This is a genomic window from Enterococcus diestrammenae (assembly GCF_049384045.1).
In the GTDB taxonomy this organism is placed as follows: Bacteria; Bacillota; Bacilli; order Lactobacillales; family Enterococcaceae; genus Enterococcus_C; species Enterococcus_C diestrammenae.
Map to the genome: position 1 here is coordinate 58,482 of NZ_JBMRGR010000008.1, position 24,759 is coordinate 83,240.

28 protein-coding genes and 1 other RNA gene are annotated in these 24,759 nt (G+C 41.2%); 26 read left to right on the forward strand and 3 right to left on the reverse strand.

Translation table 11 applies throughout. The features are described from left to right. Positions 1–128: 128 nt before the first annotated feature. From ACO03U_RS07165 to ACO03U_RS07175, 3 genes are read left to right on the forward strand one after another with little or no spacing between them, the layout of a single operon-like run. A complete protein-coding gene (locus ACO03U_RS07165; protein ID WP_204687728.1) occupies positions 129–548 on the forward strand; it encodes a terminase small subunit in 420 nt (139 codons plus the stop codon). Then, positions 541–1,797, forward strand: a complete 1,257-nt coding sequence (locus ACO03U_RS07170) for a PBSX family phage terminase large subunit (RefSeq protein ID WP_423104495.1) — start codon at positions 541–543, stop codon at positions 1,795–1,797. Before ACO03U_RS07165 ends, ACO03U_RS07170 begins: the two co-directional genes overlap by 8 nt. A 12-nt stretch (positions 1,798–1,809) precedes the next feature. Beyond that, complete coding sequence (locus tag ACO03U_RS07175; protein ID WP_204687726.1) at positions 1,810–1,968, forward strand: hypothetical protein; 159 nt, start codon at positions 1,810–1,812, stop codon at positions 1,966–1,968. On the opposite strand, the gene ACO03U_RS07180 is transcribed toward ACO03U_RS07175, so the two are convergent. Then, a complete protein-coding gene (locus ACO03U_RS07180; protein ID WP_204687724.1) occupies positions 1,925–2,248 on the reverse strand; it encodes a hypothetical protein in 324 nt (107 codons plus the stop codon). The two genes, ACO03U_RS07175 and ACO03U_RS07180, sit on opposite strands and share 44 nt — an antisense overlap. Positions 2,249–2,299: 51 nt before the next feature. On the opposite strand from ACO03U_RS07180, the gene ACO03U_RS07185 reads away from it, so the two are divergent. The 21 genes from ACO03U_RS07185 (at position 2,300) to ACO03U_RS07285 (ending at position 20,663) form a co-directional block, all read left to right on the forward strand. Then, on the forward strand, positions 2,300–3,811 hold the full coding sequence (locus tag ACO03U_RS07185; RefSeq protein WP_423104497.1) for a phage portal protein: 1,512 nt from the start codon (positions 2,300–2,302) through the stop codon (positions 3,809–3,811). Next, positions 3,783–4,739 (forward strand): phage head morphogenesis protein, encoded by a 957-nt coding sequence (locus tag ACO03U_RS07190; protein ID WP_204687722.1) that lies wholly within the window; start codon positions 3,783–3,785, stop codon positions 4,737–4,739. The genes ACO03U_RS07185 and ACO03U_RS07190 overlap by 29 nt, the downstream gene beginning before the upstream one ends. Positions 4,740–4,841: 102 nt before the next feature. Further along, complete coding sequence (locus ACO03U_RS07195; protein WP_204687720.1) at positions 4,842–5,036, forward strand: hypothetical protein; 195 nt, start codon at positions 4,842–4,844, stop codon at positions 5,034–5,036. Positions 5,037–5,450: 414 nt separating this feature from the next. Next, positions 5,451–6,050, forward strand: coding sequence for a phage scaffolding protein (locus ACO03U_RS07200; protein ID WP_204687718.1), 600 nt, complete (start codon positions 5,451–5,453; stop codon positions 6,048–6,050). An 18-nt stretch (positions 6,051–6,068) separates the two neighbouring features. Further along, a complete protein-coding gene (locus tag ACO03U_RS07205) occupies positions 6,069–6,998 on the forward strand; it encodes a capsid protein (protein ID WP_204687716.1) in 930 nt (309 codons plus the stop codon). Positions 6,999–7,000: 2 nt separating this feature from the next. Further along, positions 7,001–7,351: a hypothetical protein gene (locus tag ACO03U_RS07210; RefSeq protein WP_204687715.1), complete on the forward strand. Its 351-nt coding sequence runs from the start codon at positions 7,001–7,003 to the stop codon at positions 7,349–7,351. Between the two features lie 34 nt (positions 7,352–7,385). After that, positions 7,386–7,919, forward strand: a complete 534-nt coding sequence (locus ACO03U_RS07215; RefSeq protein ID WP_204687713.1) for a hypothetical protein — start codon at positions 7,386–7,388, stop codon at positions 7,917–7,919. Positions 7,920–7,928: 9 nt separating this feature from the next. After that, positions 7,929–8,255, forward strand: coding sequence for a head-tail adaptor protein (locus ACO03U_RS07220; RefSeq protein ID WP_204687711.1), 327 nt, complete (start codon positions 7,929–7,931; stop codon positions 8,253–8,255). Further along, complete coding sequence (locus ACO03U_RS07225) at positions 8,255–8,656, forward strand: HK97-gp10 family putative phage morphogenesis protein (RefSeq protein ID WP_204687708.1); 402 nt, start codon at positions 8,255–8,257, stop codon at positions 8,654–8,656. The genes ACO03U_RS07220 and ACO03U_RS07225 overlap by 1 nt, the downstream gene beginning before the upstream one ends. Next, a complete protein-coding gene (locus ACO03U_RS07230) occupies positions 8,656–9,042 on the forward strand; it encodes a hypothetical protein (protein WP_204687707.1) in 387 nt (128 codons plus the stop codon). Before ACO03U_RS07225 ends, ACO03U_RS07230 begins: the two co-directional genes overlap by 1 nt. Position 9,043: 1 nt before the next feature. Further along, the gene (locus tag ACO03U_RS07235; protein ID WP_229084646.1) at positions 9,044–9,664 is read left to right on the forward strand and encodes a hypothetical protein; all 621 of its coding nucleotides are present in this window, start codon (positions 9,044–9,046) and stop codon (positions 9,662–9,664) included. A gap of 13 nt (positions 9,665–9,677) precedes the next feature. Beyond that, on the forward strand, positions 9,678–9,911 hold the full coding sequence (locus ACO03U_RS07240) for a hypothetical protein (protein WP_204687705.1): 234 nt from the start codon (positions 9,678–9,680) through the stop codon (positions 9,909–9,911). Further along, the gene (locus ACO03U_RS07245) at positions 9,908–10,426 is read left to right on the forward strand and encodes a hypothetical protein (RefSeq protein WP_204687703.1); all 519 of its coding nucleotides are present in this window, start codon (positions 9,908–9,910) and stop codon (positions 10,424–10,426) included. Before ACO03U_RS07240 ends, ACO03U_RS07245 begins: the two co-directional genes overlap by 4 nt. A 116-nt stretch (positions 10,427–10,542) precedes the next feature. Then, positions 10,543–10,746, forward strand: a complete 204-nt coding sequence (locus ACO03U_RS07250) for a hypothetical protein (protein WP_204687701.1) — start codon at positions 10,543–10,545, stop codon at positions 10,744–10,746. Between the two features lie 55 nt (positions 10,747–10,801). Continuing rightward, positions 10,802–12,889 carry a phage tail protein gene (locus ACO03U_RS07255; RefSeq protein ID WP_455287373.1) on the forward strand — a complete coding sequence of 696 codons (2,088 nt, stop codon included), beginning with the start codon at positions 10,802–10,804 and terminating at the stop codon, positions 12,887–12,889. After that, entirely contained in the window at positions 12,882–13,613 is a 732-nt protein-coding gene (locus ACO03U_RS07260) for a phage tail protein (RefSeq protein WP_204687697.1), read from the forward strand. Before ACO03U_RS07255 ends, ACO03U_RS07260 begins: the two co-directional genes overlap by 8 nt. Continuing rightward, a complete protein-coding gene (locus ACO03U_RS07265; RefSeq protein ID WP_423104503.1) occupies positions 13,556–16,696 on the forward strand; it encodes a phage tail spike protein in 3,141 nt (1,046 codons plus the stop codon). The genes ACO03U_RS07260 and ACO03U_RS07265 overlap by 58 nt, the downstream gene beginning before the upstream one ends. A 12-nt stretch (positions 16,697–16,708) precedes the next feature. Continuing rightward, the gene (locus ACO03U_RS07270; protein ID WP_204687694.1) at positions 16,709–18,412 is read left to right on the forward strand and encodes a BppU family phage baseplate upper protein; all 1,704 of its coding nucleotides are present in this window, start codon (positions 16,709–16,711) and stop codon (positions 18,410–18,412) included. Next, the gene (locus ACO03U_RS07275; RefSeq protein WP_204687692.1) at positions 18,412–19,158 is read left to right on the forward strand and encodes a hypothetical protein; all 747 of its coding nucleotides are present in this window, start codon (positions 18,412–18,414) and stop codon (positions 19,156–19,158) included. The genes ACO03U_RS07270 and ACO03U_RS07275 overlap by 1 nt, the downstream gene beginning before the upstream one ends. Positions 19,159–19,238: 80 nt before the next feature. Beyond that, positions 19,239–19,661: a phage holin family protein gene (locus ACO03U_RS07280; RefSeq protein ID WP_204687690.1), complete on the forward strand. Its 423-nt coding sequence runs from the start codon at positions 19,239–19,241 to the stop codon at positions 19,659–19,661. Positions 19,662–19,676: 15 nt separating this feature from the next. After that, positions 19,677–20,663: an N-acetylmuramoyl-L-alanine amidase gene (locus ACO03U_RS07285; RefSeq protein WP_204687688.1), complete on the forward strand. Its 987-nt coding sequence runs from the start codon at positions 19,677–19,679 to the stop codon at positions 20,661–20,663. A gap of 216 nt (positions 20,664–20,879) precedes the next feature. Here the strand turns inward: ACO03U_RS07285 and ssrA are convergent. Further along, positions 20,880–21,244: a transfer-messenger RNA gene (gene ssrA, locus ACO03U_RS07290) on the reverse strand. Positions 21,245–21,389: 145 nt separating this feature from the next. Beyond that, entirely contained in the window at positions 21,390–22,160 is a 771-nt protein-coding gene (locus tag ACO03U_RS07295) for a Cof-type HAD-IIB family hydrolase (RefSeq protein ID WP_161870010.1), read from the reverse strand. Positions 22,161–22,359: 199 nt separating this feature from the next. On the opposite strand from ACO03U_RS07295, the gene ACO03U_RS07300 reads away from it, so the two are divergent. Both ACO03U_RS07300 and ACO03U_RS07305 read left to right on the forward strand, forming a co-directional pair. Then, positions 22,360–23,073, forward strand: a complete 714-nt coding sequence (locus tag ACO03U_RS07300; RefSeq protein WP_161870009.1) for a response regulator transcription factor — start codon at positions 22,360–22,362, stop codon at positions 23,071–23,073. Beyond that, positions 23,073–24,626 (forward strand): ATP-binding protein, encoded by a 1,554-nt coding sequence (locus ACO03U_RS07305; RefSeq protein ID WP_204687555.1) that lies wholly within the window; start codon positions 23,073–23,075, stop codon positions 24,624–24,626. The genes ACO03U_RS07300 and ACO03U_RS07305 overlap by 1 nt, the downstream gene beginning before the upstream one ends. Positions 24,627–24,759 lie beyond the last annotated feature (133 nt).

Sequence of the window (24,759 nt, forward strand, 5' to 3'; positions counted from 1 at the left end):
GTCGTAGTTCTGTCGTATACAATAGTAGAAAAAAGATTTAAGATTGTAGTATCGAATAATGTATGAGAAGGCATCTGTGCACGCAGGTGTCTTTTTATTTTGCTGAAAGAAGGTGAATAGACGTGATAATGACTGAAAAACAAAAAAGGTTTTGCGACTTTTTCGTCGAGCTGGGTAATGCTAAGGAAGCGGCGATTAAAGCGGGTTATAGCAAAAAAACAGCTAAACAAATAGGACAGGAAAACTTGACTAAACCTGACCTAAAAGATTATATAAATTCCCGACTTTCTGAAATGGAAAGCAAACGAATCGCTGACGCCCAAGAAGTTTTGGAGTATTTGACTTCTGTTATGCGCGGAGAAGAAACAGAAACTGTTGCAACTTCAAAAGGTCTTTATGAAGATGTTGATGTCGGAGCAAAAGACCGCTTAAAGGCTGCGGAGCTGTTAGGTAAGCGCCATGCGCTATTCACCGATAAAGTCGATGTCGCCGGAACGCAAAAAGTTATCTTTGTAAATGATGTACCTCAGGATGATGACGATGGATGATGAAGTAAAAGTCTCTATGGCTAAAATGCTAGGCAAGGGTTACAATCGCTTTTTTCATTGTCGTAATTTTTTTAGAGCGGTAAAAGGTTCACGGGGCTCTAAGAAATCAAAATCTACTGCACTTTGCTATATTTACGATATTCTGCAATATGAATGGGCAAATTTACTTGTAGTCCGACGATTCTCTAATACGAATAAACAATCTACCTATACTGACTTTAAATGGGCAGCAGCAAGGCTTAATGTATCTCATCTATTTAAATTTAACGAATCACTGCCAGAAATCACAGTAAGGCGGACTGGTCAGAAAATCCTTTTTCGTGGGTTGGATGATGAGTTAAAAATTACCTCAATTACTGTTGATGTGGGAATTTTATGCTGGACATGGTTTGAAGAAGCTTATCAAATTGAGAACCAAGCTAAGTTCGATACAGTAGTTGAATCCATTCGTGGGACGTATGATGCGCCTGATTTTTATAAACAAATTACAGTCACTTTTAATCCTTGGTCTGAACACCATTGGCTAAAAGGGGCTTTTTTTGATGCTGAAACTAAAAAAGATGATGTCTTTGCTGATACTACGACTTTTCGAGACAATGAATGGTTAGATGATGGTGATAGGCAAAGATATATGGATCTCTACCGTACCAATCCAAGGCGAGCTCGTGTAGTTTGTGATGGAGATTGGGGAATTGCTGAAGGCCTAGTATTTGATGGATGCTACCAGGTAAAAGATTTCGACATAGCTGAAAAAATCAAAGAAATTGGCCTTGTTATTCATGGGATGGACTTTGGTTTTACCAATGACCCAACTACCTTACCTAGTGCCGTTTACGATAAAGAAAACAATGAGTTGTGGATATACGGTGAATTGTACCGAACAGGAATGTTGATTAGAGATATCATTGATGAAATTGATAAACGAGGACTTATGCATGAAGTTATTCGTGCAGATAGCGCCAGCCCTTTAACGATTGCTGAACTTAGAAATAGCGGGGCGACTGGTATTGTTGGAGCAATCAAAGGGAAAGATTCTGTTGAACACGGTATTGCTTTTATGCAAGGCTTGAAAGTTTATATTCATCCTAGATGCGAAAAGACATTAGAGGAGTTTAACACTTATGTTTACCAACAAGATAAAGCTGGTAAATGGCTAAACGTGCCAGTTGATGCCAATAACCACATCATTGACGCATTGCGTTATGCATTGGAACCATATATGAAATCGCAAGCAGGCTGGCTATATTAGGAGGACAAGAGAATGGAATTAAAAGTGCCAATTAACGAGAAAGACTTGAAAGAAATAAAACAGCTAGTCGAACTGGCTGAGGACCAGTTAAACCAGCTGAAAGAGACTTTGAAGAAAATTGAAGCTGTTAAAAGCCCATTTTCTTCAGAATGTATTCCTGACCTGCAGTAGATAACATCTCTTCCCAGGAATCAAACTCGGAGTTTTGTGCTGTAAAAGCATCGATCTCTTCGTCAGGAATTGCAGAAAAAGCTTCAGAGGAACTTACATCAAAACCACTTGCTTCAAAGAATTTGTCTAATTTTGAAAATTTTGTGTGGCTCCTCATAAAGCTATCGGTGAAGAGTTCCCCAAAAGATACTTCACCACGTTTGTTTACTTCTTCTACACCTTTGTTCATTTTGTTAAGTTTGTTGCTTAACTCATCAAATCCGTTCATTTTAAATGACAATTGAATCACCTCGCTTTCACAAAAATTATACCAAAGAAAGGAGGTCCATCCTTGGACGATCCAAAGTATTTTTTATCAGAAGACCCAAAAGTGTTAGCAACCGCACTAAAACGGGTAATCACACACGATCGTATGGCTAGTCACAAGTCAACCATGCGAACTGCTGTCGATTACTATAAATACAAGCACGACATTCTCAACTATCGAATGTTCTATTTGGATAACGAAGGCAAGATTCGTGAAGAAGTTTCTCGTAGCAATATCAAGATTGCACACCCGTTTTTCTTAGAGCTGGTGGACCAGAAAGTCCAATATCTGCTATCCAATCCGGTTGAAATCAAAACAGACCAAGCAGGACTGCAAGAACTCTTGGATGAATATATCGACGAGGACTTCCAGGTTATGCTGCAAGAAGTAGTGGAAGGCGCTAGTCTAAAAGGCTATGAATATGTCTACACCAAACTAACGGATGACCGCCTTCAGTTCCAGGTATCGGATAGCTTACAGACGATTGAAATCTATGACAATGACAATCAGCTAATCGTCTTTATTCGATACTATGATGTGCCAATTTATCGGGAAGGGAAAACTGTGATTGTGACCAGGGCTGAAATCTGGGACAAGGAAAAAGTGTGGTATTTCCTCTCAAAAGGGGATGTCATGCAAACTTTTGAGCTAGATACTCGTATCTCAGTAAATCCGGTCTACTTTGACACCATTGTAAAAAAAGAGACTGGTGAAGTGTATGGCCGTTCTCTTGGAACCGCCTTGAATATGCCTGAGTTTATTCCTTTTTTACGTCTAGACAACAATAAGTACAAGACTACCGATTTAGAGCCTATCAAAGCGCTGATTGATGATTATGACTTGATGGCCTGTGCCTTGTCTAATAATCTGCAGGACTTTGACCAGCCTTTTATTGCTGTGAAGGGGTTCCCTGGGGACAACTATGAGAAACTCATCAACAATCTGAGAAGTCGTGGCGCGGTTGGTGTTGGCGAAAATGGTAGCCTTGATGTTCATACAGTGGATATTCCTGTTGAGGCCCGGAAAGCTAAACTACAGGTGGACAAAGAGGGAATTTACAAGTTTGGCATGGGATTTGATAGTTCTCAAGTGGGCGATGGCAATATTACCAACGTGGTAATTCAGTCCCGTTATACTTTGCTAGATCTCAAATGCAACAAGATGGAAGTTCGACTTCGGAAGCTAATTAAACGAATGTTGGAGCTGATTGTGGCCGATATTAATCAACGTCATAAGAAAGCTTACGATACCAGCGATATTGAAATCATCATCACTCGGGACACCATGGTGGATGAGACCGAAAATGCCAATCGAGAGAAGACAATTGCGGAAACCCGGCAAATTGAACTGGATACTGTTTTAGAAGCAGCTAGTCGCTTGGATGATGAAACAGTCCTGAAGAATATCTGTGATTTGATGGATTTAGATTTTGAAGAGGTTCAAAAGTTGTTGGATGAGCAGGATTATACTGAAGAGTCAGAATTGCCGCCTAAGGACGTGATTGAGGATGGTCAAGAAGAACAAGTATCAGCTTGAAATTGAGAAAATCCTCGACAGGTCTGAAAAAGACTTAGACAAAGATTTACTGGCCCTATACAAAGACTTGGCATCTGAGATTACCAAAGATGTTATTCAGTTACAGAAAGAAATTGATACCGACGATAAGCACTGGAAGAAGCTGCAGAAGGAACGTCTGGAATCAATTCGGACTTCCATGTATCAGAAGATTAATGAGCTAGAAGGCCAAGAAAAACAGTCCCTATGGTCTTTTTTGAAGCACCAGGGGGATACAGCCTTCAATGCTTTATTCTACGAGTTCGAAATGAGTCAAAAAGTACCTTTAACTTTTGCAATGCTGACAGATAAACAGTTGGAGACAATCATTAATACGCCAGTAGCCAGTCGCAAGCTTTCAACTCGTCTGAAGGGCAATGCCGCTAAGATGAAAAAGAACATGAATCGTGTGCTCGTTCGCGGATTCGCCAAAGGATTATCCACTGAAAAGATGGCGTTGCAGATTTCTGAAGTCGGTGGCGCTTCTTATCGTCGCTCTATGAATATTGCTCGTACGGAAGCTGGCCGGGTTACTGGAGTTACCACCCAAAAGTCACAGCAAGACGCCATTAGCGCTGGTGCCCGCGTCAAAAAGAAGTGGGTATCCACGCTAGACGGCAGTACCCGTCACACTCACCAGCAATTGGATGGCCAAGTTCGGGAAGTGGATGAGTATTTTGAGATTGCTGGCAAGAAAACTCTCCAGCCGCACATGTTTGGTAGAGCTGAGGAGGACTGTAACTGCAGGTGTATTGCTATTTCAGTAATTCTTGGTATGGAGCCAAAGCTTCGAAGAGATAACGAGTCAAAAGAAGTCATTGAGTATAAGAATTATGATGAATGGCGAGAAGCTCAATCTATTCGAGAGTCTGGTGCTATTTTTGTACGCAAAATTAAGGAGGAATCTTAATGGATAAACAGAATAGCCCTTGGCAACCGATGACTCTGCATGAGATTATCGGTCTTTTTGCGTTACCTGTTAAAAAACCACCTGACAGAAAGGAGAAAGCCTATGAACGTATTTAAAGTTAGTTTTAGTCATGCTTGGGACAGTTGGCATGACTTTACTTTTGTGACGTGCCGTTCGAAAACTGAAGCTATCCAAAAAGCTTTAGAAGAAATGGATATTCCGGAAGTCCTAAATGAGAAGCTGATTATCACTGTTGTCATGGAAAATCAATTAGGGAAACGGAAGGCGGGAAAGTAGCTTATGAAAGATTTTTGCGAAGCTGTCTTAATACTGAAGGTTAAACCTGATGTGGTCCATGTTTACAAGACCGCAATCGAAACAGAAAACTTTCCGAATGGACTAAGAGATCACTGGAATGGTGTGTATGCTAGGGTGGGAATAGGTGTAACGGAAAAACACAATGGTGATGTACCGTTGAAAATTGAACTCTTATCTCATACTGCCAAGAGTCTGAAACAGGTAGTGGAATGGTACACACGAGTTGGTTGTACAGTAGTTCGTACTGATTATAAGGAAAGTAAGTCCTAGAAATGGGGCTTTTTATTTTGTCCTGGACTATGACGTAAAACTGGTACCGTACTGATTCCAGCAGTATATCTGGAAACCCAAAGCGGAACCGACCGCTATAAACAGGTATGGGAGGAAAACACAATGGAATGGATTAAAACGATTTTGGCAAAACACGTGAAAGAAGACGGAACTGTGGATCTCGATGCTGCGAATAAAGAAATTGATGCGGAGTTTTCGAAAAATGCGGTACCTAAAGAAAAGTATAACAACGTGTCTAACCAGCTAAAGCAGGCCAATAGCACTCTTAAGGATTTGCAAGAAAAAACAAAGGACAATCCGGATGCCCAAAAACTCTTGCAAGTAGAACGAGATGCTCGGGAAAAAGCGGAGAAGGCTTTGGCGGATATGGAAGTATCAATTCAAGCCAAGGATGCTTTGACTGCTGCTGGCGCCAAGGATATTGAGTACGCAATGTTTAAACTTGGTGATCTGGAAGTGGATAAGGATGGCAAGGTAAAAGACCTTGAAAACAAGGTGAAGGATCTGCAAAAAAATATGCCAGATTACTTTCAGTCGGATGAAATTGATAAACAAAGTCAAGAGAATAATCAAAATAATGACTTAGATGGATTTCAGCGAATCGATGCCAAGCAAGGTGCAGGTGGCGCCTCAGAAGCTAATCAAGCACAAGCCATGATTGATGCCTTCATGTCAGACGTGCCAACACCTCAAGCAAAATAATAGAAAGAAGGAATTTTAATGCCAGCAGTAGTAAACTATGCCGAATCCTATCAACAAGGATTACAACAACGATATGCAGCAAACGGCTTGCTGTACACACAAAAATTATGGAGTTCCCCATCTAATGGAAAATTGAAATTCACTGGTGCTAAAACAGTAAAAGTACCAAAATTATTAATTAAAAATGGTCGTAAGGATCGTACACGTCGTACCCTTACAGCCGTTGATGCGAACTACGAAAACCAATGGGAAGAATATACTTTGACCAACGAACGGTATTGGTCTACTTTAGTTGATCCATTGGATATTGATGAAACAAACCAAGCCGTATCTATCGCAAATATCACCAAAGTGTACAACGATGAAGAAAAAATTCCAGAAATGGATAAACAGATGGTATCTACTTTGTTTGCCCGTAAAAAAGCTCTTTCTCCTGCTAGTGGGATTACCGAAATTGCTGTCACTAAGGATAATTTCTTGGAAACCTTTGACGCTATGATGACGGCTATGGATGAAGCTGGCGTTCCAACTGAAGGACGTTCTATTTTCTGTACGCCAACTCTTCGGACTATGGTGAAGAACTTACAAGCATTCTCTCGCACGGTTCCTGTTCAAAACAGTAACGGTGAAATCAATCGGATTATTAATCGTTTGGATGATGTTGTGATTGAACCAGCAATTCCATCTGATCGTATGAAAACTTTGTATGACTTCACGACTGGTGCGGTGGCTGATCCAACTGCTCAACAAGTGCATTTCTTCTTGATCTATATCCCATGTATGGCTGCTCCTCAAAAATACAGTTTTGTAGGCTTGGACGCACCATCTGCGGCTAACTCTGGTAACTACTTGTACTATGAACAATCTTATGATGATGTTTTACTATTTGAAACCAAGCATGAAGGATTAGCCTTTGCTGTTGAACCTGCAGCTGCGGGGGGTGAATAAGCATGAAAGTTAGAAAGGAAAATCGTATTTTAACAGTTGATGAGACCGACAAGACTTTTTATCTTGGTGAGGGCTATGATGTCGTGGAGCTAGACAAGAAAACCAAGACTTATAAAGTTGTTGAAACGGCCACCGGCGGTAGAACATACTCGGTTGCTGAATACAATGCTCTTAAAGCTGAAAATGATGCCTTGGTCGCTAAGGTGGCCGATTTGACTGCACAATTGGAGGCTGTCAAAAGCACCGATATGTCTCGCGATGAAATCAAAGCCGCCTTGACTGAAAAAGGCATTGAGTTCAAAGGAAATGCTAGTACAGATGACTTGAAAAAACTTTTAGAGGATAGCAAATAAGCTGTCCTCTTCTTTTTTTGAGAGGAGACAGCCCATGATTATTACTCTTGATGAAGCTGAAAAGATCTATCCAAATGTGACGCAAGCCGATTTAGACGGTTTGGAAATTTCTATCCGGGAATTGACGAACAATCCTTTTCAGAATCGCCGTGTTCGCTTTTGTAATCTTCGTTTTGAAGGTGAAGCCACTGTTATTGTCTTTGATGAGGTTGAAGGACTGCGAAATGGAGATACTATCCAAATTTCGGCTAGTAAATGGAACAATGGTCTCTATGTAATCAAAGAAGTTGCTGGGAATACTATTATCCTTGATGGTAATCCAAAGCTTTTCACTGGGAATGATAAAGAAGCCTACCTCACAAAGGTAGAATATCCAGCTGATATTCTCGCTGGTGTACGAAAGCTTTTGAAATATGATACTCAGATGACAGACAAGATGGGTTTGAAGTCTAAAACCGTCTCCCGAGTGTCTGAGACGTATTTTGACCAGAATTCAGGAGAAACCATCAATGGTTATCCGGCAGCGATGATGTCTTTTGTGGACAAATATCGCTTGCTGAAATGGTAGGTGGATATTATGAAAGCTTTGCCGTTTGAAATCCTTCGAGAAATGGACACTGGAGAAGTTGATGAAAGAAACCACCCTATTTTAGCGTTTAAGAGCGTTCAGGTTGTGAATGGCTATTTAGACATGATTACGGGTAGCGACGAGCAGACCTATCAAAATTCGCTCCTTGCTTCCAGTCAGCAGGTCTTTATTACTGAAGGGTTTCCCGCCAAGGAAATCTTGACTACTGACCGCATTAAAAATCCAAGAAATGGCCAAGAATTTGAGATTACTTTTGTGGATGACATTATGGAGCAAGGGGACCATTTGGAAATCTATTGTAAGAGGTGGACTTAATGGTGTTTCGAGATCACTCACAAGAAGCGAAAGATGCAATTCAACAGGCTACAGTTCGTTGGCTATTCGAGGCTTGTATTTTAGTCCAAGGACAGGCAATCCTGCTAGCTACCACCCAGACGGCTAGACTGAAAGGCTCGATTGATTACCAAGTCGATGAGGGAGAATTAGTTGGCTACGTTGGAACGAATGTAGAGTACGCTATTTATGTGGAATTTGGCACTGGTGAATTTGCTGAGAATGGTCGTGGCCGAAAAGGTGGTTGGGTCTACAAGGATCCATCGGGTGAGTGGTTTTTCACTTGGGGTCAAGAGCCCCAACCTTATTTGCGTCCCGCCTTTCGTCAAACTAGAAAAGAGATTGAATCCTTAGCGAAGGCAATCTTCGGGGAGGAGATTTGATGAACGACAGAATCAAGGTAATCAATTATCTGGAAGAACTTTTTCAAGAAGTTAATCCGGAAAGTTATTACCTGAAAAATACGCAAAAGAAAGTCATCTATCCTTATCAAACATTTTCTCTGACTGGTGAGCCTATTCGGTTTACCGGTCAGGGTTTTTATATTGATGTGGATATTTTTGACAATAATAAGAGCAGTGACGTGGATTTATTGAAGGCTGTGTCAGCCATGATAGAGAAGTTTCCAGACCGAGAACCTTTCTTTCAATTGACGGATGGGTTCTTGGTTCAGATTGAATATCGAAATGATAATCCAATCCCTACTGGCTCAGACACTCTTCAACGCCACACTATCCAGCTCTATTGCAAAATTGATTGGAGGAAATAAAATGACGATTACAAGTGAAACATTGCCTAAATCGGGTTATTCAAAAGATACCCCGAAACGGTATTTACTAAACGCTGGCGCCTTAGTTCGCAACCTAACCTGGGACGGCGAGACAAAGAAATGGTCCTACGATGTATTGGGTGCTACCAGCGGCGGTTCAAAATTGTCTCTTAAAAATAATCTGCGCCAAGTCGAAGTTGACGGTGTGTTTACCACTCCGGTGGGCGGTGACATGATTGAATCCAGTGAAGGAACCTTTGAAATCAACGTGATTGAACACACTCGGGATAACGTGAAAATGGCTTTATTTGCGGAAGTAACGGAATCAACTGGGACGGATTATCCAGAAGGCTACGACGTGATCAAGCCAAAACAAAAAATTGAAGAAACGGATTATATTAGCAATTTAGGGTATATCGGAACCCTCAGTGGCTCGGACTTGCCTGTGATTATCATCATGGATCATGCGATTTGTACTTCAGGTCTCGAATTAGAGGTGAAAGATAAGGCAGAAGCCATCTATCCACTCACTTTTGCTGCAAGAACACCAATTGATGATATTACCAGCACGTCGTTGCCAGTTCGAATCCTGATGCCTAAAGAACCAGAAGTAGAGGCATAGAAAGGAGAATTTCATGAAGTACAAGGTGATTTATCCTTTTATTGAAAAAGGTCAGAAGTATTGGCTTGGAGACATTTATACAAATGATGACCCAAAACGGATTAAACAGCTAACTACCAAAAACAACAATCTAAAACGCATCTTGATTGAACCAGTGCAAGAAACTATTGTTAAAGCCGATGTTATAGAAACGAGTCGAAAAGTAGACGGTGCCCCAGAAACGAATAAGGAGACTGATAGTAAATGAGTAAATTAACTGAGGTTGAGCAACAAGCATTAGCAGTCAAAAAGGCTGAAAAAGAAAACAAAATTAAAGAGCGCCTGTTGGGCTATTCGATGAGAGAATTAGAGGCCAATGATGTTTTTAAAATTCTCGAAATCATCAATATCTTGAATGTTACGGATCTGGTTAATGATTTCTTGCAGAAAAAAGACATTGCGAAAATCAAATCTCAAAAAGCAAAAGAACTGGCGATTGTTGCTGGTGGTAAAGATGACAAGCAAAAAGAAACCTTAGCGAATCAGATAAAAGATATCCAAGAAGAAATTTCTGCCCAAAGTTTTGATCTTGTTGGTAAAGCAGTGAAATATATTTTGGCTAACCACAAAAGTATTAAAACCGAGTTAAACAGCTTATTGGCGGATTTGACAGGTAAAACTCCAGAAGAAATCGGCAAAACAAATATTGTCACTTATGCCTTGTTAGTGAAGGATTTTTTCTTAAAGCCGGAATTACGCGAAGTATTCGAATTGCTTTCTTAATTGAACGCTATGGTGGACTACATAAATTTAGAGACACACTATTCAAAAGATATAGTGACGTCTCTTTTTTGTTGTCTACGATTAAATGGCGTGATTTCTATGATTTTCTAAGTGCGATGTTTGAAGAAATGACGGATGATAAGTTGTGGTCGATGTATATTGCCAATCCGATGAGGCAAAACGCATCTTACAACGAGTTTAAGGAGCAGATGCTAGAAAAAGCCAAGCCAAAAGAACAAGTCGAGTCTGAATCTCAAAAAGCTGCAGAATCCGCGTTGAGGATGCTAGAAAAGTTTGGGGGTGACGACTTTGGCATTTAATGTGTTTGAGCTGTTTGGAACAATTAGCGCTGACAACAAAGAAGCGAATGCCGCCATTGATGAAACCACTGGTAAGGCTCAAAAGTCTGAATCAATCTTCAGCAAACTTGGTAGCGGCTTGAAAGTTGTCGGTGCCGGCATGGCAGTTGCAGCAGGTGCCGCTGGAGCAGCCGCTGTTGGCTTAAGTAAGCAAGTTGTTTCTGCTTATGCTGACTATGAACAGCTAGTTGGTGGGGTAGATACCTTATTTGGTAAAGCTTCTGAAAAAGTCCAGGACTTTGCTGACCAAGCCTATCAAACTGCCGGGATGTCAGCTAATGAGTACATGGAGACAGTAACAGGATTTTCCGCGTCTCTTCTGCAATCCCTAGGTGGAGACACTGCGAAAGCCGCAACGGTTGCTGACCAGGCTGTTATTGATATGTCAGACAATGCCAATAAAATGGGGTCAGATATTACCAATATCCAGAATGCTTACCAAGGATTCGCCAAGCAAAACTATACTATGTTGGACAACCTCAAACTGGGGTATGGCGGAACCAAGGAAGAAATGCAACGTCTTTTGACGGATGCAGAAAAGATTTCTGGGATCAAATATGATCTATCTAGTTTTGCGGATGTCACGGAAGCCATCCATGTGATGCAAGAAGAGATGGGGATTACAGGGACTACTGCAAAAGAAGCCACTGAAACAATCAGCGGTTCCATTGCTGGTATGAGTTCTGCTTGGACAAACTTGCTAGCCGGTATGGGCAATGCCAATGCTGATATTGGTAAGCTTGTAGATAATTTGGTAGAACAATTCGGATATGTTGTTCAAAACATCACGCCTGTTTTAGGGAATATCGTGACCGCCTTGCCACCACTGTTAAATGGGATACTGACTGCAATTGGTGAGTTGCTACCGACGCTACTTACTGCAGTGACTGACTTGTTCAACCAAGTCTTACAAACATTACTGACGTTGTTACCAGGACTAATTCCGGTCGTGGTTAATACGTTAATGACGCTAATTCAGACAATCATTGCTAATTTACCAATGTTTATTAACGTGGCTATGCAAATCGTGACGGCCCTAGTGATGGGACTTGCACAAGCCATGCCTACGTTGATACCGGCAGCGGTCCAAGCAATAATTACGATTGTCCAAGGGTTGATTAAAAATTTGCCGATGCTACTTAATGCAGCATTACAATTGATCACAGGATTAGCACAAGGTTTAATTACAGCTTTACCAATATTGATTCAAGCATTGCCAAAAATTATCAATAGCTTGGTAAGTTTCTTTATCAAGTCCGTACCTCAAATCATTGATGCCGGTATAACACTATTGATTGCACTAGTAGAAGCTTTACCGACAATTATTCAAGCAATTGTTAAAGCAATCCCGCAAATCATCACATCCGTTGTTCGTGCCTTCAGTGGTGCAACACCGCAGTTAATTAAAGCAGGGGTCACGTTATTCATTGCGCTAGTTGAGAATTTACCGCAAATCATTATTGCTATCGTGGGGGCAATTCCACAAATCATGTTGGCGATTATTGATGGATTTTTAGGGTATATCAGTGAATTAGGAAATGTCGGTTACAAGCTGATTACTGGCTTTATCGATGAATTCACGTCCGTTGATTGGCTAGAAGTAGGCGTTAATATCATTTCTGGTATCGGCAAAGGAATTTCCAACTCTGCCGGTGCTTTATGGGATTCAGCCAAAAAAGTTATGGGCGGTTTTAAAGAAAATGTCTTGAGTTTCTTTGGTATTCACTCGCCATCCAGATGGGGCCGTGATTTTGTCGGGAAATGGATTCCTCTGGGGATTGCCGGTGGTATTGAAGATGAAGGCGATTCTATTCAAAATGCTATGGACACCATTTCAGAAAAATTAAACTTTAACACAGATGATTTAGGTACTGGGATTGATGTGAATCAAGTTGTACCTACTGCAACAGGGACCAATGATGACCCTGAAAAAGATACTGAAACCAATAAGAGAAAGCTAGGAGATACATTTAATATCACTCTCCAAGCACTAGGTGAATTATCCGACGTTCAATTAATGAATATGGCTAGACGTTTGGTTGTATTTATTCAAGATTTAAGAGAACGAGATGAGGATCCAAAAGGAGGGGTATTCAATGTTTAGACCAGGACAATTTAAAATCAACCACATTGACAGTGAAGCCTTTGATGTGTTTTTAAGTGCTAGACCTCAACGCGTTTCTGCTGGTCGAGTAATTGAGTTGAAGGAAAGACCTGGAAATGATTCGGTAGTAGTTGATTATGCTTATTACAAAAATGTGGAATGGAAGTTGAAGTGTGTCGCAAAAGTAAGTGACTACGAAGAAATGTACCATTTAGAAGATAAAATCAAGGCGTGGTTGGATATGTCTGACTACGCCGATTTTACTTACAATTTTGATCCTCACTATATTTACCAAGCGATTGTCGTCGAGCCGCCTATATTCAGTGGTACTCATAAAAATGGGATGTGGACGCCATTTGAGTTCAAAATTAGCTTGCGACCATTTAAAATGTCAAGAACAGGCTTAAGGTGGATAACCAATGCAAAAAAACTGGCAAATATCGAACCCTATATCTCCAAACCTTTAATTCAGATTAAGGGTTCTGGGGATATTTCTTTTTGGGTTAATGAACAAAAGTTTCAATTAGTAAATATTGGTAATGAAATACTCATCGATTCTCAATTAGAAGAATCATATCGAATTGTGGATGGTATTTTGGAAACTCAAGATAGCAAAACGAAATTTCTTGATTTCCCCACGCTTTCTAAAGGTACCAATACTTTTAGATGGACTGGAAGTGTACAAGAATTCAATATTCAGCCAAGGTGGTGGACAAAAGTTTGAAACCAAGAATTTATGAGCCGACAGCAACGGATTTTAGCACCAACGGCTTAGGGATATTGCGAGATACGACTCGGGCAGATATCCGTGAAGGTGCAAATGGCGTGTATGAATTAGAACTTGAACACCCGCTGCTTTCTCGATTTGCTGAATACTTCGAGAATGGCTATCAGATTAAGGTTAAGCCGAATGATTCAGATGCCTATCATATTTTTGAAATTAAGCGAACCTACAAAGACACGATTGGTAACAATATCTTAATCTATGCCCAATCTCGTACTTATCGCTTGGGCAATCGACAGGTCCAACATGTAGAAATCGCATCTTGTAATGGCTCTGAAGCGATGCAATTGATTACTGCCGGTATGGATGCATCTTCTGATATCAAATTATTTTCTGATATCACTACCCGGTCGAGTACAACTTTCGAGGCTAGAAATGTTTTGAATTGTATTGCTGGGGAACAAGGTTCTTTACTTCAGTATTGGGGTGGAGAGATTAAACGCGAACCGTTTAAACTATCATTGCTTAGACGACGTGGGCGAGACAACGTAGGAGTTGTACGCTACGGGAAAGATTTGACCGGATTGAAAATCACATTTGATTGGCAATCGATTATTACTCGATGTCTACCTTATGCAGATTTACAAGATGGGAATGATGGTAAAACTAAGCGTATCTATGGGAAGAAGGTGGATAGTTCACTAATTAATAACTATCCAGATATTTATGCTAGGTATGTTCAATTTACCGAAGAACAAGGTGTACATGATTTAGATAGCTTAAATAAGGTAGCGGGGAAGTATTTTTCATCTACAAATCCTGGTGTTGATAAGCCAAAAGTATCAATTGAACTGGAAGTTGATAAATTAACCGACTCAGAAGAAGCAAAAGAATTTGCCCGATTGCGAAATTATGGTTTGTTTGACACCTTTAGCGTTTATCACAAGCTTTATGATATTTATGTTGAGGCTAAAATTACCGAAGTTGTTTACGATTCACTGCTTGAAAAAACAAAAAGAATTGTAGCGGGCGATGCAAAATTAACTTTTTATCAGCAACAAAATAATGAAATGCGAGAGACTATCAAAGCATTAACTAAAAAAGGTTATATGTCTGAATTTGTTGATTACATCACTGATTTAATCAATGGGGTAGAGGGTGGTTCGGTTTTACAATATCCAAAAAACAGACCCCATACAACGTATTACATGGATACTGACAGCCGAGAGACTGCCAAGGATGTTATTGCAATTAATAACCAAGGAATTGGATTTTCTCGTGATGGCTGGCGAGGCCCTTTTAGAAATGCTTGGTCTATTGATGGGATCCTAAATGCTGATTTTATCTTAACTGGGAAGATTATTGCTGATGTTTTTGAGACATCTTTTAACGCTCTTGGTGATCAGTTGAAATTAGCAGCTGGTGTCCTTCAAGCTTGGAATGGTAGCAAAAAGATCATGGAGTTAACAAAGAAAGGTAATCAGTTTTGGAACAACAACGAATCAGTTGGCTTAATAGGAACCACCGGTACTAAGTTCTCCGGCATTGCATTACCAGACGAAAACTACAACGGCCGTTCATTGTTTATCACCTTGGATGAAGGCGGACAAATCATTCAACTTTCAGCAATTGAAAATAACGGTATCCAGTTAGACAAGAGCGGAAATATCGTGTTTAAAACACCAGCGGGTAAAAACGTATCTGTTGAAGTGGGCAATTTCATCGCTAGCAAGGCAACATTTGTTGGCGATGTGAATATTGTATCCGCGCTCAAAGCTCTTAGCCTAGAAATCACCAACACGCTAAAAGTCAACGGCCGAATAGACGCAGCCGAATACGCAGAGTTTGCCAAAAATATTAGAGTCAATGGTCTCGCGGCAACTGAAAGGCTAACAGCTAGTGACTCGTTAAACGTTGGCAATAACGCTACTGTTGGCGGCCGTTTAAATGTCAAAGAACTTTATGTTAATGGCGTGAAAATTGACACGAACGGGAGCGGTTCTGGCGGTCCAAGTGGTGGTGACTTGACCATTTTTGTAAAAGTATTGGCATTGACTGCTAAATACGAAATGGGCGATCGTTCGTCGGGGTATTATCACGAACCTTTAAACGATGGAGCCGGCTGGAACTATGGGAAGTATTCTTTCACTCAAGCCTATGAGATGACACCATTTCTAGCTTGGTTAGCGACTAACTATCCAAGTATCCGAAGTGCGCTGGTTGGGAGCGTGGGCACGTCAGAGTTTAACAACTCATGGGCCACATTTGGTGCAGCAAACGAAACGTTGTTCACCGGCGTGCAAGCCGAGTATTTCTGTCGTCAAAAATTGAAACCTATGATTGAACATTTGAAATCAAGCACAGGCGTGGATTTAAACGACGGCAACAAATGGCTTGGGACACTCTCCATCTTTTGTTCCATCACAAACTGGTATCCAGCAGCGGTTCAAAGCGGCTTCTTTTACAGTTTTGTCCAACAATTCGCAAGTTCATGGAACGACAGCAGTTTTATCACGACTGTTTGCGACTACATTGTAGCCAACGCTTCATCAATGGTGGCGCCAGAATACGTTCAAGGGATCCAGAATCGCTTTCGGGCTGAAAAGGTCGATGCGTTGGCGTTGACAACACCAACGAAGATCCCGTTTGATACGCAAGCAATTGGAGGTTATCAGTTGCCAATCGCTAAACCAATCACAGTCACCTCTGAATTTGGGATGCGAGTACATCCGATTACTGGTGTTTTGCAACTTCATAATGGGATTGATTTGGTCAACGGTAATCCAAATACGCCAATTCTAGCATCCAACGCTGGTAAGGTAGTCCAAGCTAGTAGTGAGTATTTTGACTACTATGGTAACTATGTCGTCATCCAGCATGCGGATGGCTTGTATACCGGCTACGCTCACCTATCACGGATTGATGTCACGGCTGGTCAAACCGTCACAGCAGGCCAGCAACTAGGTTTGATGGGCACCACAGGACCATCGACAGGTGAACACTTGCATTTCCAACTAATGAAGGCTTTTTGGCCAAGTAGCGATGATGATTTTGTTAATCCAAGAACAAAGATAACGATATAGGAGTGATTTTAATTGGCAATTAGATATCCAATTACATTAAGTACCACGGAACCAAATAATGATGTTGGTTTATTAAAAATCCGACAAACAGATCAAGATACACAGACTTTTGTTGTAACGATGACGGAAAACAGCAGTCCGAAAGCATACACGGGGCTGAAACCATTCTTTTGTGCCAAGATATCGACAGACTTAGGCCTAGGATTAATCGAACAAGAAGTTGATGGACCGATTGATTCTGCTAACGGAAAGCTGGAATATACATTAAAACCAACCGATTGGCAAAATCTTGGCCGCCATACCGCATATTTTAGTTTTAGGAGAATGAATTCTGATGGTAGTTTTTCGGAACAGTTTACGACTCGCGATTTTTACTACAACGTTATTAAGTCGGTCTATTCGGACGGAATTACAGAAGTCAAAACTAATGGATCAACGTATTTATGGACGTTTGAAGACTTAAAACGCAAATTAGATGAGTATTTAGCTGCTGGAAAATCGGATTGGGATGAATTTGTAAATCAAAATAAGGAAATTTTGGAATCTCTTGATCCGAATGGTGAATTGCTTAATCAATTAAATGATTTAAAAACGCAGTTAGACGAAGCGACAAATAACAATTCTGCTAATATCAACGATGAAATTATGGGTGGCATTCGTGATATCTTTGAGGCACCACTGTTCGATATTCAAAATCAGCTTGAATCCAGAAAAAATAATATCAACATTGGACATATTACCGACGTTCACTATGTAGTTCGATCAGATTATTGGGGACCATTTCCAGCTGCATCTTACGGATTAACACACCTTTTAAATATCGGTGCTATCTCTGATAAATTAGACCTGATCATTTCCGGTGGAGACAATGCTGACGAAAATAAAAATACTAAAACAGAAATTTTAAAACATCATCGAGATTACGCAACTACTTTAGACACATGCTGCGAGTGTCCGATTATAATCGGCATTGGAAATCACGATGATCAGTCTATAAGAGCAGATGCGAATAAAGTTCCTGGGACTGATTTTTTAGTAACAAATGCAGAATTTGCAGAATTGTATTTCCAGAAATCGAGTAGATTTGGGGAAGTGCGAAATGGCGAATCAAATTATTGCTATTATGATATTCCAAATACTAACGTCAGAGTAATTTGGCTTGATTTGTACCAAAGCCCTGAAACATTAGATAAAAACGGAATTCTCAAATATCCACGTACGAACACAACCGTAATCCAGCAAGACCAGCTGGAATGGTTAGCAAATACTGCGCTAAAAACCAATAGAGATGTAATTACATTTAGCCACTGCAATATCAAGGGGACAATTGGAGGGGAGCCAACTGCTAATGTTTACAATCACGATGTACTTTTACAATTGATTAATGGATTTGCGGGTAAAACCAGCGGAACCCTACTTGGTAGTAGTGCAGACTTGCCAGTAAATCTAGATTTTAATTTTAGCGGACAAACAGGAGATGTTATTGCAGTTGTTTGTGGGCATCAGCACAGGGATGATTACCTTTTGCAAAGTGGAATTAATTATGTCATTACTGCTCAGTCTGTAGGCCGAGATAACGATGGCACACAATACTGGTATACGCCACAAGAGGATAGTTGGTCAGTTTTTAGTATTGATGAGTCAACTAAAACAGTTGAAATTTTAAAATTTGGTCGCGGTACAGGACTGACATTTGGTTATGGAGGCGAAAATTAATGGAAAGTATGTTAGCTAAAATTTGGCGCCTTTTTAGTCATCACAAAGGGCTAGGAGGGGATGAAGCCCATCCAGAAGTCAACCGTTTGGTATCCGGCTTCATGACACCAGAAATGTTAAGTAAGCTTACAGCGGCAAACGGGGATAGTAAGTTAATTAGCGACGGGGATATTAATGTACTTGATCTATCAGCAGGAAATTGGTTAATCGAGGGCAATTTGACAAATAATTTACCATTAACCTACTCATTTTTCTTGGTGGATGTGGCAGTCGCAGGATCCCGAAAATTTATTACTGCAACACAAACAGGTACTGGGAAAATTTGGACTTATGTTGTTAATAACGATGATAATAAAGTTGACAATCCTAACGGTTGGAGAAGAATTTGGCAAGAAGCAGTTTTATTTTCTGGGAGTGTTGGAAAATTGAACGATTCGATACTTCTGACAGACGGAATCCATAAATTTGAGTTTTTCGATATCATGTACGAGTATCAAGGCAATCACAGCTTAGCTCGGATCACTGTTAATCAGCTTAAAAGTGGTTTTGGATTGACCAGCGTTAATATTAATAACGGCGGGACAGATGTTGGATTTTCTTATGCAGAAACAAGTGTTTCGTATGTAAATAATACACAATTAAAAATTAGCGCATCAAAAAGTGTAAATAACAATATGGGTTCATCAAGTGCATCAGAAATAAATACTGCAAATATAAACATTTACCGTATTTTAGGTAAGTTCTAGTTTTTGACAATCAGCCTAATCGCTGGTTGTCTTTTTGTGTTGGTCCCAAAAGCTAAAATAAGAAAAGGAAAGTGAGTCTAATGGATATGAAAATGATTCTGTGGGCAGAAGAAATGATGAAAAATGAGTATGGAAAGGTGCTGATATGGCTGGGTGTCATTTTGATTTTAATGGCAGCGGACATGATCACTGGCTTTATCCAGGCTTACACCAACCACGACCTAAAATCCGGAAAGATGAGTACCGGATTGCTTAAAAAGTTTGCTCTGCTGGTGGTATTGGTGGCGATTGTGCCATTGACCATCGTCTTGCCAGATTTAATATCTGTGACGGTCATTATCAGTGTCTACACGTTGGAAACAGCAAACGAACTGATCAGTGTGGTGGAAAATTGTAACAAACTTGGTGTCGGCAAAGATATTTTTGATCCAATCATCAAGCGACTGCAGACCAATCAACAAGACAAATTACCAGACAAAGATGATCAAGAAAATAATGTATAAGGAGGATGAAGAAAAATGAGTATTGTAAGTAGCGGAGCTGGACACGGTGGTAAGAAAACAGGTAGTACTTGGTTTGATCCAGGTGCTGGCGGGCATGGATATAACGAGGCTGATTTTACTCGGAAGATCAACGAGAAGATTTTAACTATTACAAAAGCAAAAGACACAACGGATAATGCCGGCACAAGTGCAAATAGCAATCTTGGAAATATCACCGCCAAAATTAACGCTGGTGCAGATGGCTGGGCTTTGTCCAACCACTTAAATGCATTCAACGGCACAGCGCACGGTGTGGAAGTCTTGTACGGATCGCCATCAAGTAAGGGCAAGGCAGAGGAGATGGCAGCTGCCATTTCTAAAGCAACAGGGTTAACCAATCGAGGCGCTAAAGATGGTAGTTGGCTATATTTAGCACGAAATAGTTACCCAGGCAAGAAAGTGCTGTTAATCGAATGGGCTTTTGTTGATAATAAATCCGATATGGATAAGTTAGTCAAGAATTTAGACAAGGCGATTGCAGCGATGCTGGCGTGTTTTGGATATAAAACTAGTTCCCCTTCTGAATCAAAACCAACTACTGGTCTGAAGACAGGTGATACCGTTAAAGTCACTGGGAATTTGTATAAGGATGCGGATGGCTCTGGCAAATCAAGTAAGAGTCGAGGTAAATCTGGAAAGATTGATAAAATCGCTAAAGGCAAGAAAAAACCGTATCATGTGAACGGCCTTGGGTGGGCAGCTGCCACAGATTTAAATGCAAATTCGCAAAACAAGCCATCAACCAGCAAAACTAAGACGGTAACGATCGACAAGCTTAATGTCTACACGAGCCAGTCTCTTTCTAGCCCGATCGTTAAAACTGCTAGCGGCTACCGTATCCTTAAAAAGGGTACAAAAGTTAAGGTCACCGCTACGGCTAACAACGGGCAGTCTGTTCACGGGAGCAAACATTGGTCCGAAGTTGATGGATTTGGCTGGGTGCCGTCTGTTTATCTTAAATAACAAAATAGCCCTCGGATTTTTCCGAGGGCCGTACATAGGAACTCCTCCTGCTCTTAATTGAGTGGGAGGGGTCTTTTTTTGTTTAAGGAAACATGTTTTTGACCATCCTTTTGACCATCCGTTTTTGATATTCGCTAAAAACCACGAAAAACAAAAAGCGCCAAAACCCTTTATCTAAAAGGATTTCAACGCTTAGTCAAAAGTGGTAAAAACTACCAATGGAGCTGGCGGGAGTCGAACCCGCGTCCAAACATCTCGCTACCCAAAAGTCTACGCTCATAGTCAGTTCTATTTAAGGTTTCGCGCGATCAATCGCCGAATGACAGGCTACTGATGTTGCTAGTCTGATGATCTCTTCTAAGGCTTGCAGACGGAAAGACTTAGCGTATCCCACTTCATTTGAGACCCTGACCCGAGCACATGGGCGATGCCGGGAGGATCACGCTAAACTGTTATTAGGCAGCTAAAGCGTAGTTGTTTTCGTTTTTAGCAGTTATATTTAACTGTAACGTTTTAACGAAGACGTAACCTTCGAAGCGCGATTCGAGCTCGACAATGCCTGTCGAATCCGTAACAGCCCCCTTATATAAGGGAGGTTCCGTGATGTTAGTGTAACACAACTAGTTATCCTTGAAAAGTGGGAGACGTTGGTTTAAGGTGTTTTTTAGGATTTGCCGGTAAGCTAAGCAAAAACCCACAACCAGTTTTGGTCATGGGTTCATCCAGCTAGATCAATTGGAAATGTTTCAAGGCGTGGATGATGCCACCTTCTGTATTTTTCTTGGTAACAAAGTCAGCCATTTCTTTTAGTTCATCGCCGGCATTGCCCATAGCGATTTTGGTATCGCAAGCTTGCAATAAGGCTTTGTCATTAGGACCGTCTCCAAAACCAAAAGTTGGCAAGTGACTCAAACCAGTAGTTTCTCGAAGGATCTTGATAGCGGCTCCTTTGGAAACTCCTTTTTTGACAGTATCCATGGAGTAAGGGGTATTGCGATAGAAGTCAAATTCAGGAAATTCTGCTTCATAGAAATCCCGATTTTCCCGACCAAGAACCAGTAGCATATTGACTGGTTTATTTTGGAAGCCCAGGGGATCGATGGGTGGGATTTTGGAATGGATAAAGGTATAAGCTCCAATCAAATCTTCCGAATGGCCGGTACACCAAATGGCTCCTTCATTATAGTAGGAAAGTTGATCGCCGTGATCTAAGACGGCGTGATACAAACGCTCGATTTGAGGTTTTTCAATCAAGTCGGAGTATATTTCTTCACCGTCAACGCGAATATAGCCCCCATTCATGACGATATTTGAATCGATATGGGCAGCTTGACGGATATCCAAAATTTCGATTTCGGTGCGGCCGGTAGCAATCACCGGCAAGACGTGATTTTCCTTGAGGGCCAACATCGCATCCGCCACTTCAGGAGTGATGCGGGAGTTTTGGTCAAGGAGCGTGCCGTCTAGGTCAAAAAAAGCAATGGCTTGATAGTTCAATTTCAGACACCTCGATTATTAGTTTTCATGTCGTGGGACACATCTTCCACATGATACCAAAAAATCGATGAAATAGGAAAGCTTATGGGAAAATTCTGTGAAGTTAATGGAGAAAACAGCCCCTTTGAAGTATACTGAAGATGACACTTTTCGCCGTCAGTTAGGCGAAGGGAAAAGATTAGGGAATGGATGTGAGACCATGAATATTTTAATGATTGAAGACAATGAATCGGTATCGGAAATGATGCAGATGTTTTTTTTGAATGAAGGTTGGGAAGCGACTTTTAAATATGATGGCAAAGAAGGCTTAGATGCTTTTTTGGCAGAACCGGAAAAGTGGGACATGATCACGTTGGATTTGAATTTACCGGGAATGGACGGCATGAGTGTTGCTCGGGAAATTCGTAAGGTTTCTGATACGGTGCCGATCATCATGTTGACGGCGCGGGATTCCGAAAGTGATCAAGTCATCGGTCTTGAGATGGGCGCCGATGATTATGTTACCAAACCCTTTAGCCCACTGACGTTGATTGCTCGGATGAAAGCCTTGCATCGCCGGAGTGAATTGGTAGAAAAAGCGCCGCAAGAAGCCAATGACGAAGCCTATGATGTCAAAACTACCCATTTTAAAATGAACACCAAAACGCGGGAAGCGTATTTGGATGATCAGCTGATTCCTGGCTTGACCCCGAAAGAGTTTGATTTACTCTTTACGATGGCAAAAAAACCACGACAAGTTTTTTCTCGAGAACAATTGTTGGAATTGGTTTGGGATTATCAGTATTTTGGCGATGAACGGACGGTGGATGCCCACATCAAGAAATTGCGCCAAAAAATCGAAAAAGTCGGTCCACAGGTCATTCAGACAGTCTGGGGTGTTGGTTACAAATTTGATGATTCAGGGGTGGCGTGATGCGCTATCTCTATCAGCAATTGATGGCTTTTTGGGTAGTGATTGCGGTCGTGTTACTGATTGTCGGCGTCTCTTTTACCCAGTTGACACGCCACACGATTGAAGAAAATAACTACAAGCAGTTGTATAGCTATGCGAGTTCGACGATTGATGTGGCCCAGACTTATGCCAATCGCCTCGGGGTGGTAAATGATCCTGAGGCAGCGCTACAGGAGTCTTTTCGCAGTACAGAAGGCTTGTTTAGTAATCAACATATCAATTTGGTCTATATTAACGATCAAAACGAAATCATTTATCCTGTAGAAGAAGAAGCGCGTCTCAAAATAAAAAGCCAGTTGGATAATCTGATTTTGACTTCCCAGTGGCAAGCAGTCAAAACAGGTCAGCGTCTGGGTTTCACGAATTCAAAAAATATTTTTGGCCAAAGTGATACCACTGCTTATGTCATGTTGAGCTTGGGTTTGAATGATAAAACAGGGGTGCTCTTGCTGACCCAACCGGCGACAAACGTAGAAGACAGTGCGAAGTCTTTAAATATGAACCTTTTCAAAGGCTTTATTATTTCGAGTATTGTCGCGGTGATTATCAGTTTCTTCTATGCTAGTATCCAAGTGCGGCGTATCAATCGTATGAAAAATGCCACACGGGAAGTTGCGAGCGGCAATTTTGATGTGCGGATTCCCGTCCACAACCGGGATGAATTTGATGAATTAGCGGAAGATTTCAACAAGATGACTACAGCCTTGCAAGAATCCAATGATGAAATCCAGCGTCAGGAAGAACGCCGCAAAGAATTTATGGCCAATGCTTCCCACGAGATGCGCACCCCCTTGACGACCATCAACGGTTTGTTAGAAGGGTTGCAGTACAATGCGATTCCGGAAAATCAAAAAGACAACGCCTTACGTTTGATGAAAAATGAAACAGAGCGGTTGATTCGTCTGGTGAATGAAAATCTGGACTATGAAAAAATTCGCACCAATCAAATATCCATCGTAGTGAAGAAGTTCGATGCGACGGAGACCTTGCGTACCTTATTGACCCAATTGACGCCAAAAGCAGAAGCTGCTGGTGACCAATTGCTTTTGACGACAGAAGAACCGGTGAGCGTCTATGCGGATTACGATCGTTTCATGCAAATCATGGTCAATATCATTCAAAATGCGATTCAGTTTACTACGGATGGCACCATCAAAGTCGCCCTTTCAAAAGGCTACTTGGAAACCATCGTGGAGATCACCGATACCGGTATTGGCATGACGGAAGACCAGTTGAACAATATCTGGGAACGCTACTATAAAGCCGATCCTTCTCGTAAAAACCGCAAGTTTGGTGAATCTGGTTTGGGCCTGGCCATTGTCCAACAGTTGGTGCGGTTACACAAAGGGAAAATTGATGTCGCCAGCGAACTGGGTGTAGGGACAACTTTCCGCATTTCATTTCCAGATGTGGAGTTAGCAGAAGACGGCCGCATCCTTGATCCTGAGGAAAAGCCTAGTGACAAGAGCCAACCGCTGGATGAGGATCCGACTCTTGACGACAAAAAATCATAAATGATGGTCCTTGGCTTGCTGTTATGCAGTTAGGACGTTATTGGATAATGAGAAGCAACCACAACTTGCAGGAAAATGCTTGTAAGATGTGGTTGCTTTTTGATGGATAAAGCTTTGATAAAAATCGAGCACT

Bases quoted from the DNA above. Each gene is read 5' to 3' on its own strand.
- ACO03U_RS07200 (WP_204687718.1), top strand. From the start codon at position 5,451: ATGGAATGGATTAAAACGATTTTGGCAAAACACGTGAAAGAAGACGGA.
- ACO03U_RS07300 (WP_161870009.1), top strand. From the start codon at position 22,360: ATGAATATTTTAATGATTGAAGACAATGAATCGGTATCGGAAATGATG.
- ACO03U_RS07225 (WP_204687708.1), top strand. From the start codon at position 8,255: ATGGTGTTTCGAGATCACTCACAAGAAGCGAAAGATGCAATTCAACAG.
- ACO03U_RS07215 (WP_204687713.1), top strand. From the start codon at position 7,386: ATGATTATTACTCTTGATGAAGCTGAAAAGATCTATCCAAATGTGACG.
- ACO03U_RS07175 (WP_204687726.1), top strand. From the start codon at position 1,810: ATGGAATTAAAAGTGCCAATTAACGAGAAAGACTTGAAAGAAATAAAA.
- ACO03U_RS07205 (WP_204687716.1), top strand. From the start codon at position 6,069: ATGCCAGCAGTAGTAAACTATGCCGAATCCTATCAACAAGGATTACAA.
- ACO03U_RS07260 (WP_204687697.1), top strand. From the start codon at position 12,882: ATGTTTAGACCAGGACAATTTAAAATCAACCACATTGACAGTGAAGCC.
- ACO03U_RS07280 (WP_204687690.1), top strand. From the start codon at position 19,239: ATGGATATGAAAATGATTCTGTGGGCAGAAGAAATGATGAAAAATGAG.
- ACO03U_RS07210 (WP_204687715.1), top strand. From the start codon at position 7,001: ATGAAAGTTAGAAAGGAAAATCGTATTTTAACAGTTGATGAGACCGAC.
- ACO03U_RS07235 (WP_229084646.1), top strand. From the start codon at position 9,044: ATGACGATTACAAGTGAAACATTGCCTAAATCGGGTTATTCAAAAGAT.
- ACO03U_RS07190 (WP_204687722.1), top strand. From the start codon at position 3,783: ATGGTCAAGAAGAACAAGTATCAGCTTGAAATTGAGAAAATCCTCGAC.
- ACO03U_RS07195 (WP_204687720.1), top strand. From the start codon at position 4,842: ATGAACGTATTTAAAGTTAGTTTTAGTCATGCTTGGGACAGTTGGCAT.
- ACO03U_RS07265 (WP_423104503.1), top strand. From the start codon at position 13,556: ATGGACTGGAAGTGTACAAGAATTCAATATTCAGCCAAGGTGGTGGAC.
- ACO03U_RS07230 (WP_204687707.1), top strand. From the start codon at position 8,656: ATGAACGACAGAATCAAGGTAATCAATTATCTGGAAGAACTTTTTCAA.
- ACO03U_RS07275 (WP_204687692.1), top strand. From the start codon at position 18,412: ATGGAAAGTATGTTAGCTAAAATTTGGCGCCTTTTTAGTCATCACAAA.
- ACO03U_RS07250 (WP_204687701.1), top strand. From the start codon at position 10,543: ATGTTTGAAGAAATGACGGATGATAAGTTGTGGTCGATGTATATTGCC.
- ACO03U_RS07165 (WP_204687728.1), top strand. From the start codon at position 129: ATGACTGAAAAACAAAAAAGGTTTTGCGACTTTTTCGTCGAGCTGGGT.
- ACO03U_RS07305 (WP_204687555.1), top strand. From the start codon at position 23,073: ATGCGCTATCTCTATCAGCAATTGATGGCTTTTTGGGTAGTGATTGCG.
- ACO03U_RS07240 (WP_204687705.1), top strand. From the start codon at position 9,678: ATGAAGTACAAGGTGATTTATCCTTTTATTGAAAAAGGTCAGAAGTAT.
- ACO03U_RS07285 (WP_204687688.1), top strand. From the start codon at position 19,677: ATGAGTATTGTAAGTAGCGGAGCTGGACACGGTGGTAAGAAAACAGGT.
- ACO03U_RS07170 (WP_423104495.1), top strand. From the start codon at position 541: ATGGATGATGAAGTAAAAGTCTCTATGGCTAAAATGCTAGGCAAGGGT.
- ACO03U_RS07220 (WP_204687711.1), top strand. From the start codon at position 7,929: ATGAAAGCTTTGCCGTTTGAAATCCTTCGAGAAATGGACACTGGAGAA.
- ACO03U_RS07245 (WP_204687703.1), top strand. From the start codon at position 9,908: ATGAGTAAATTAACTGAGGTTGAGCAACAAGCATTAGCAGTCAAAAAG.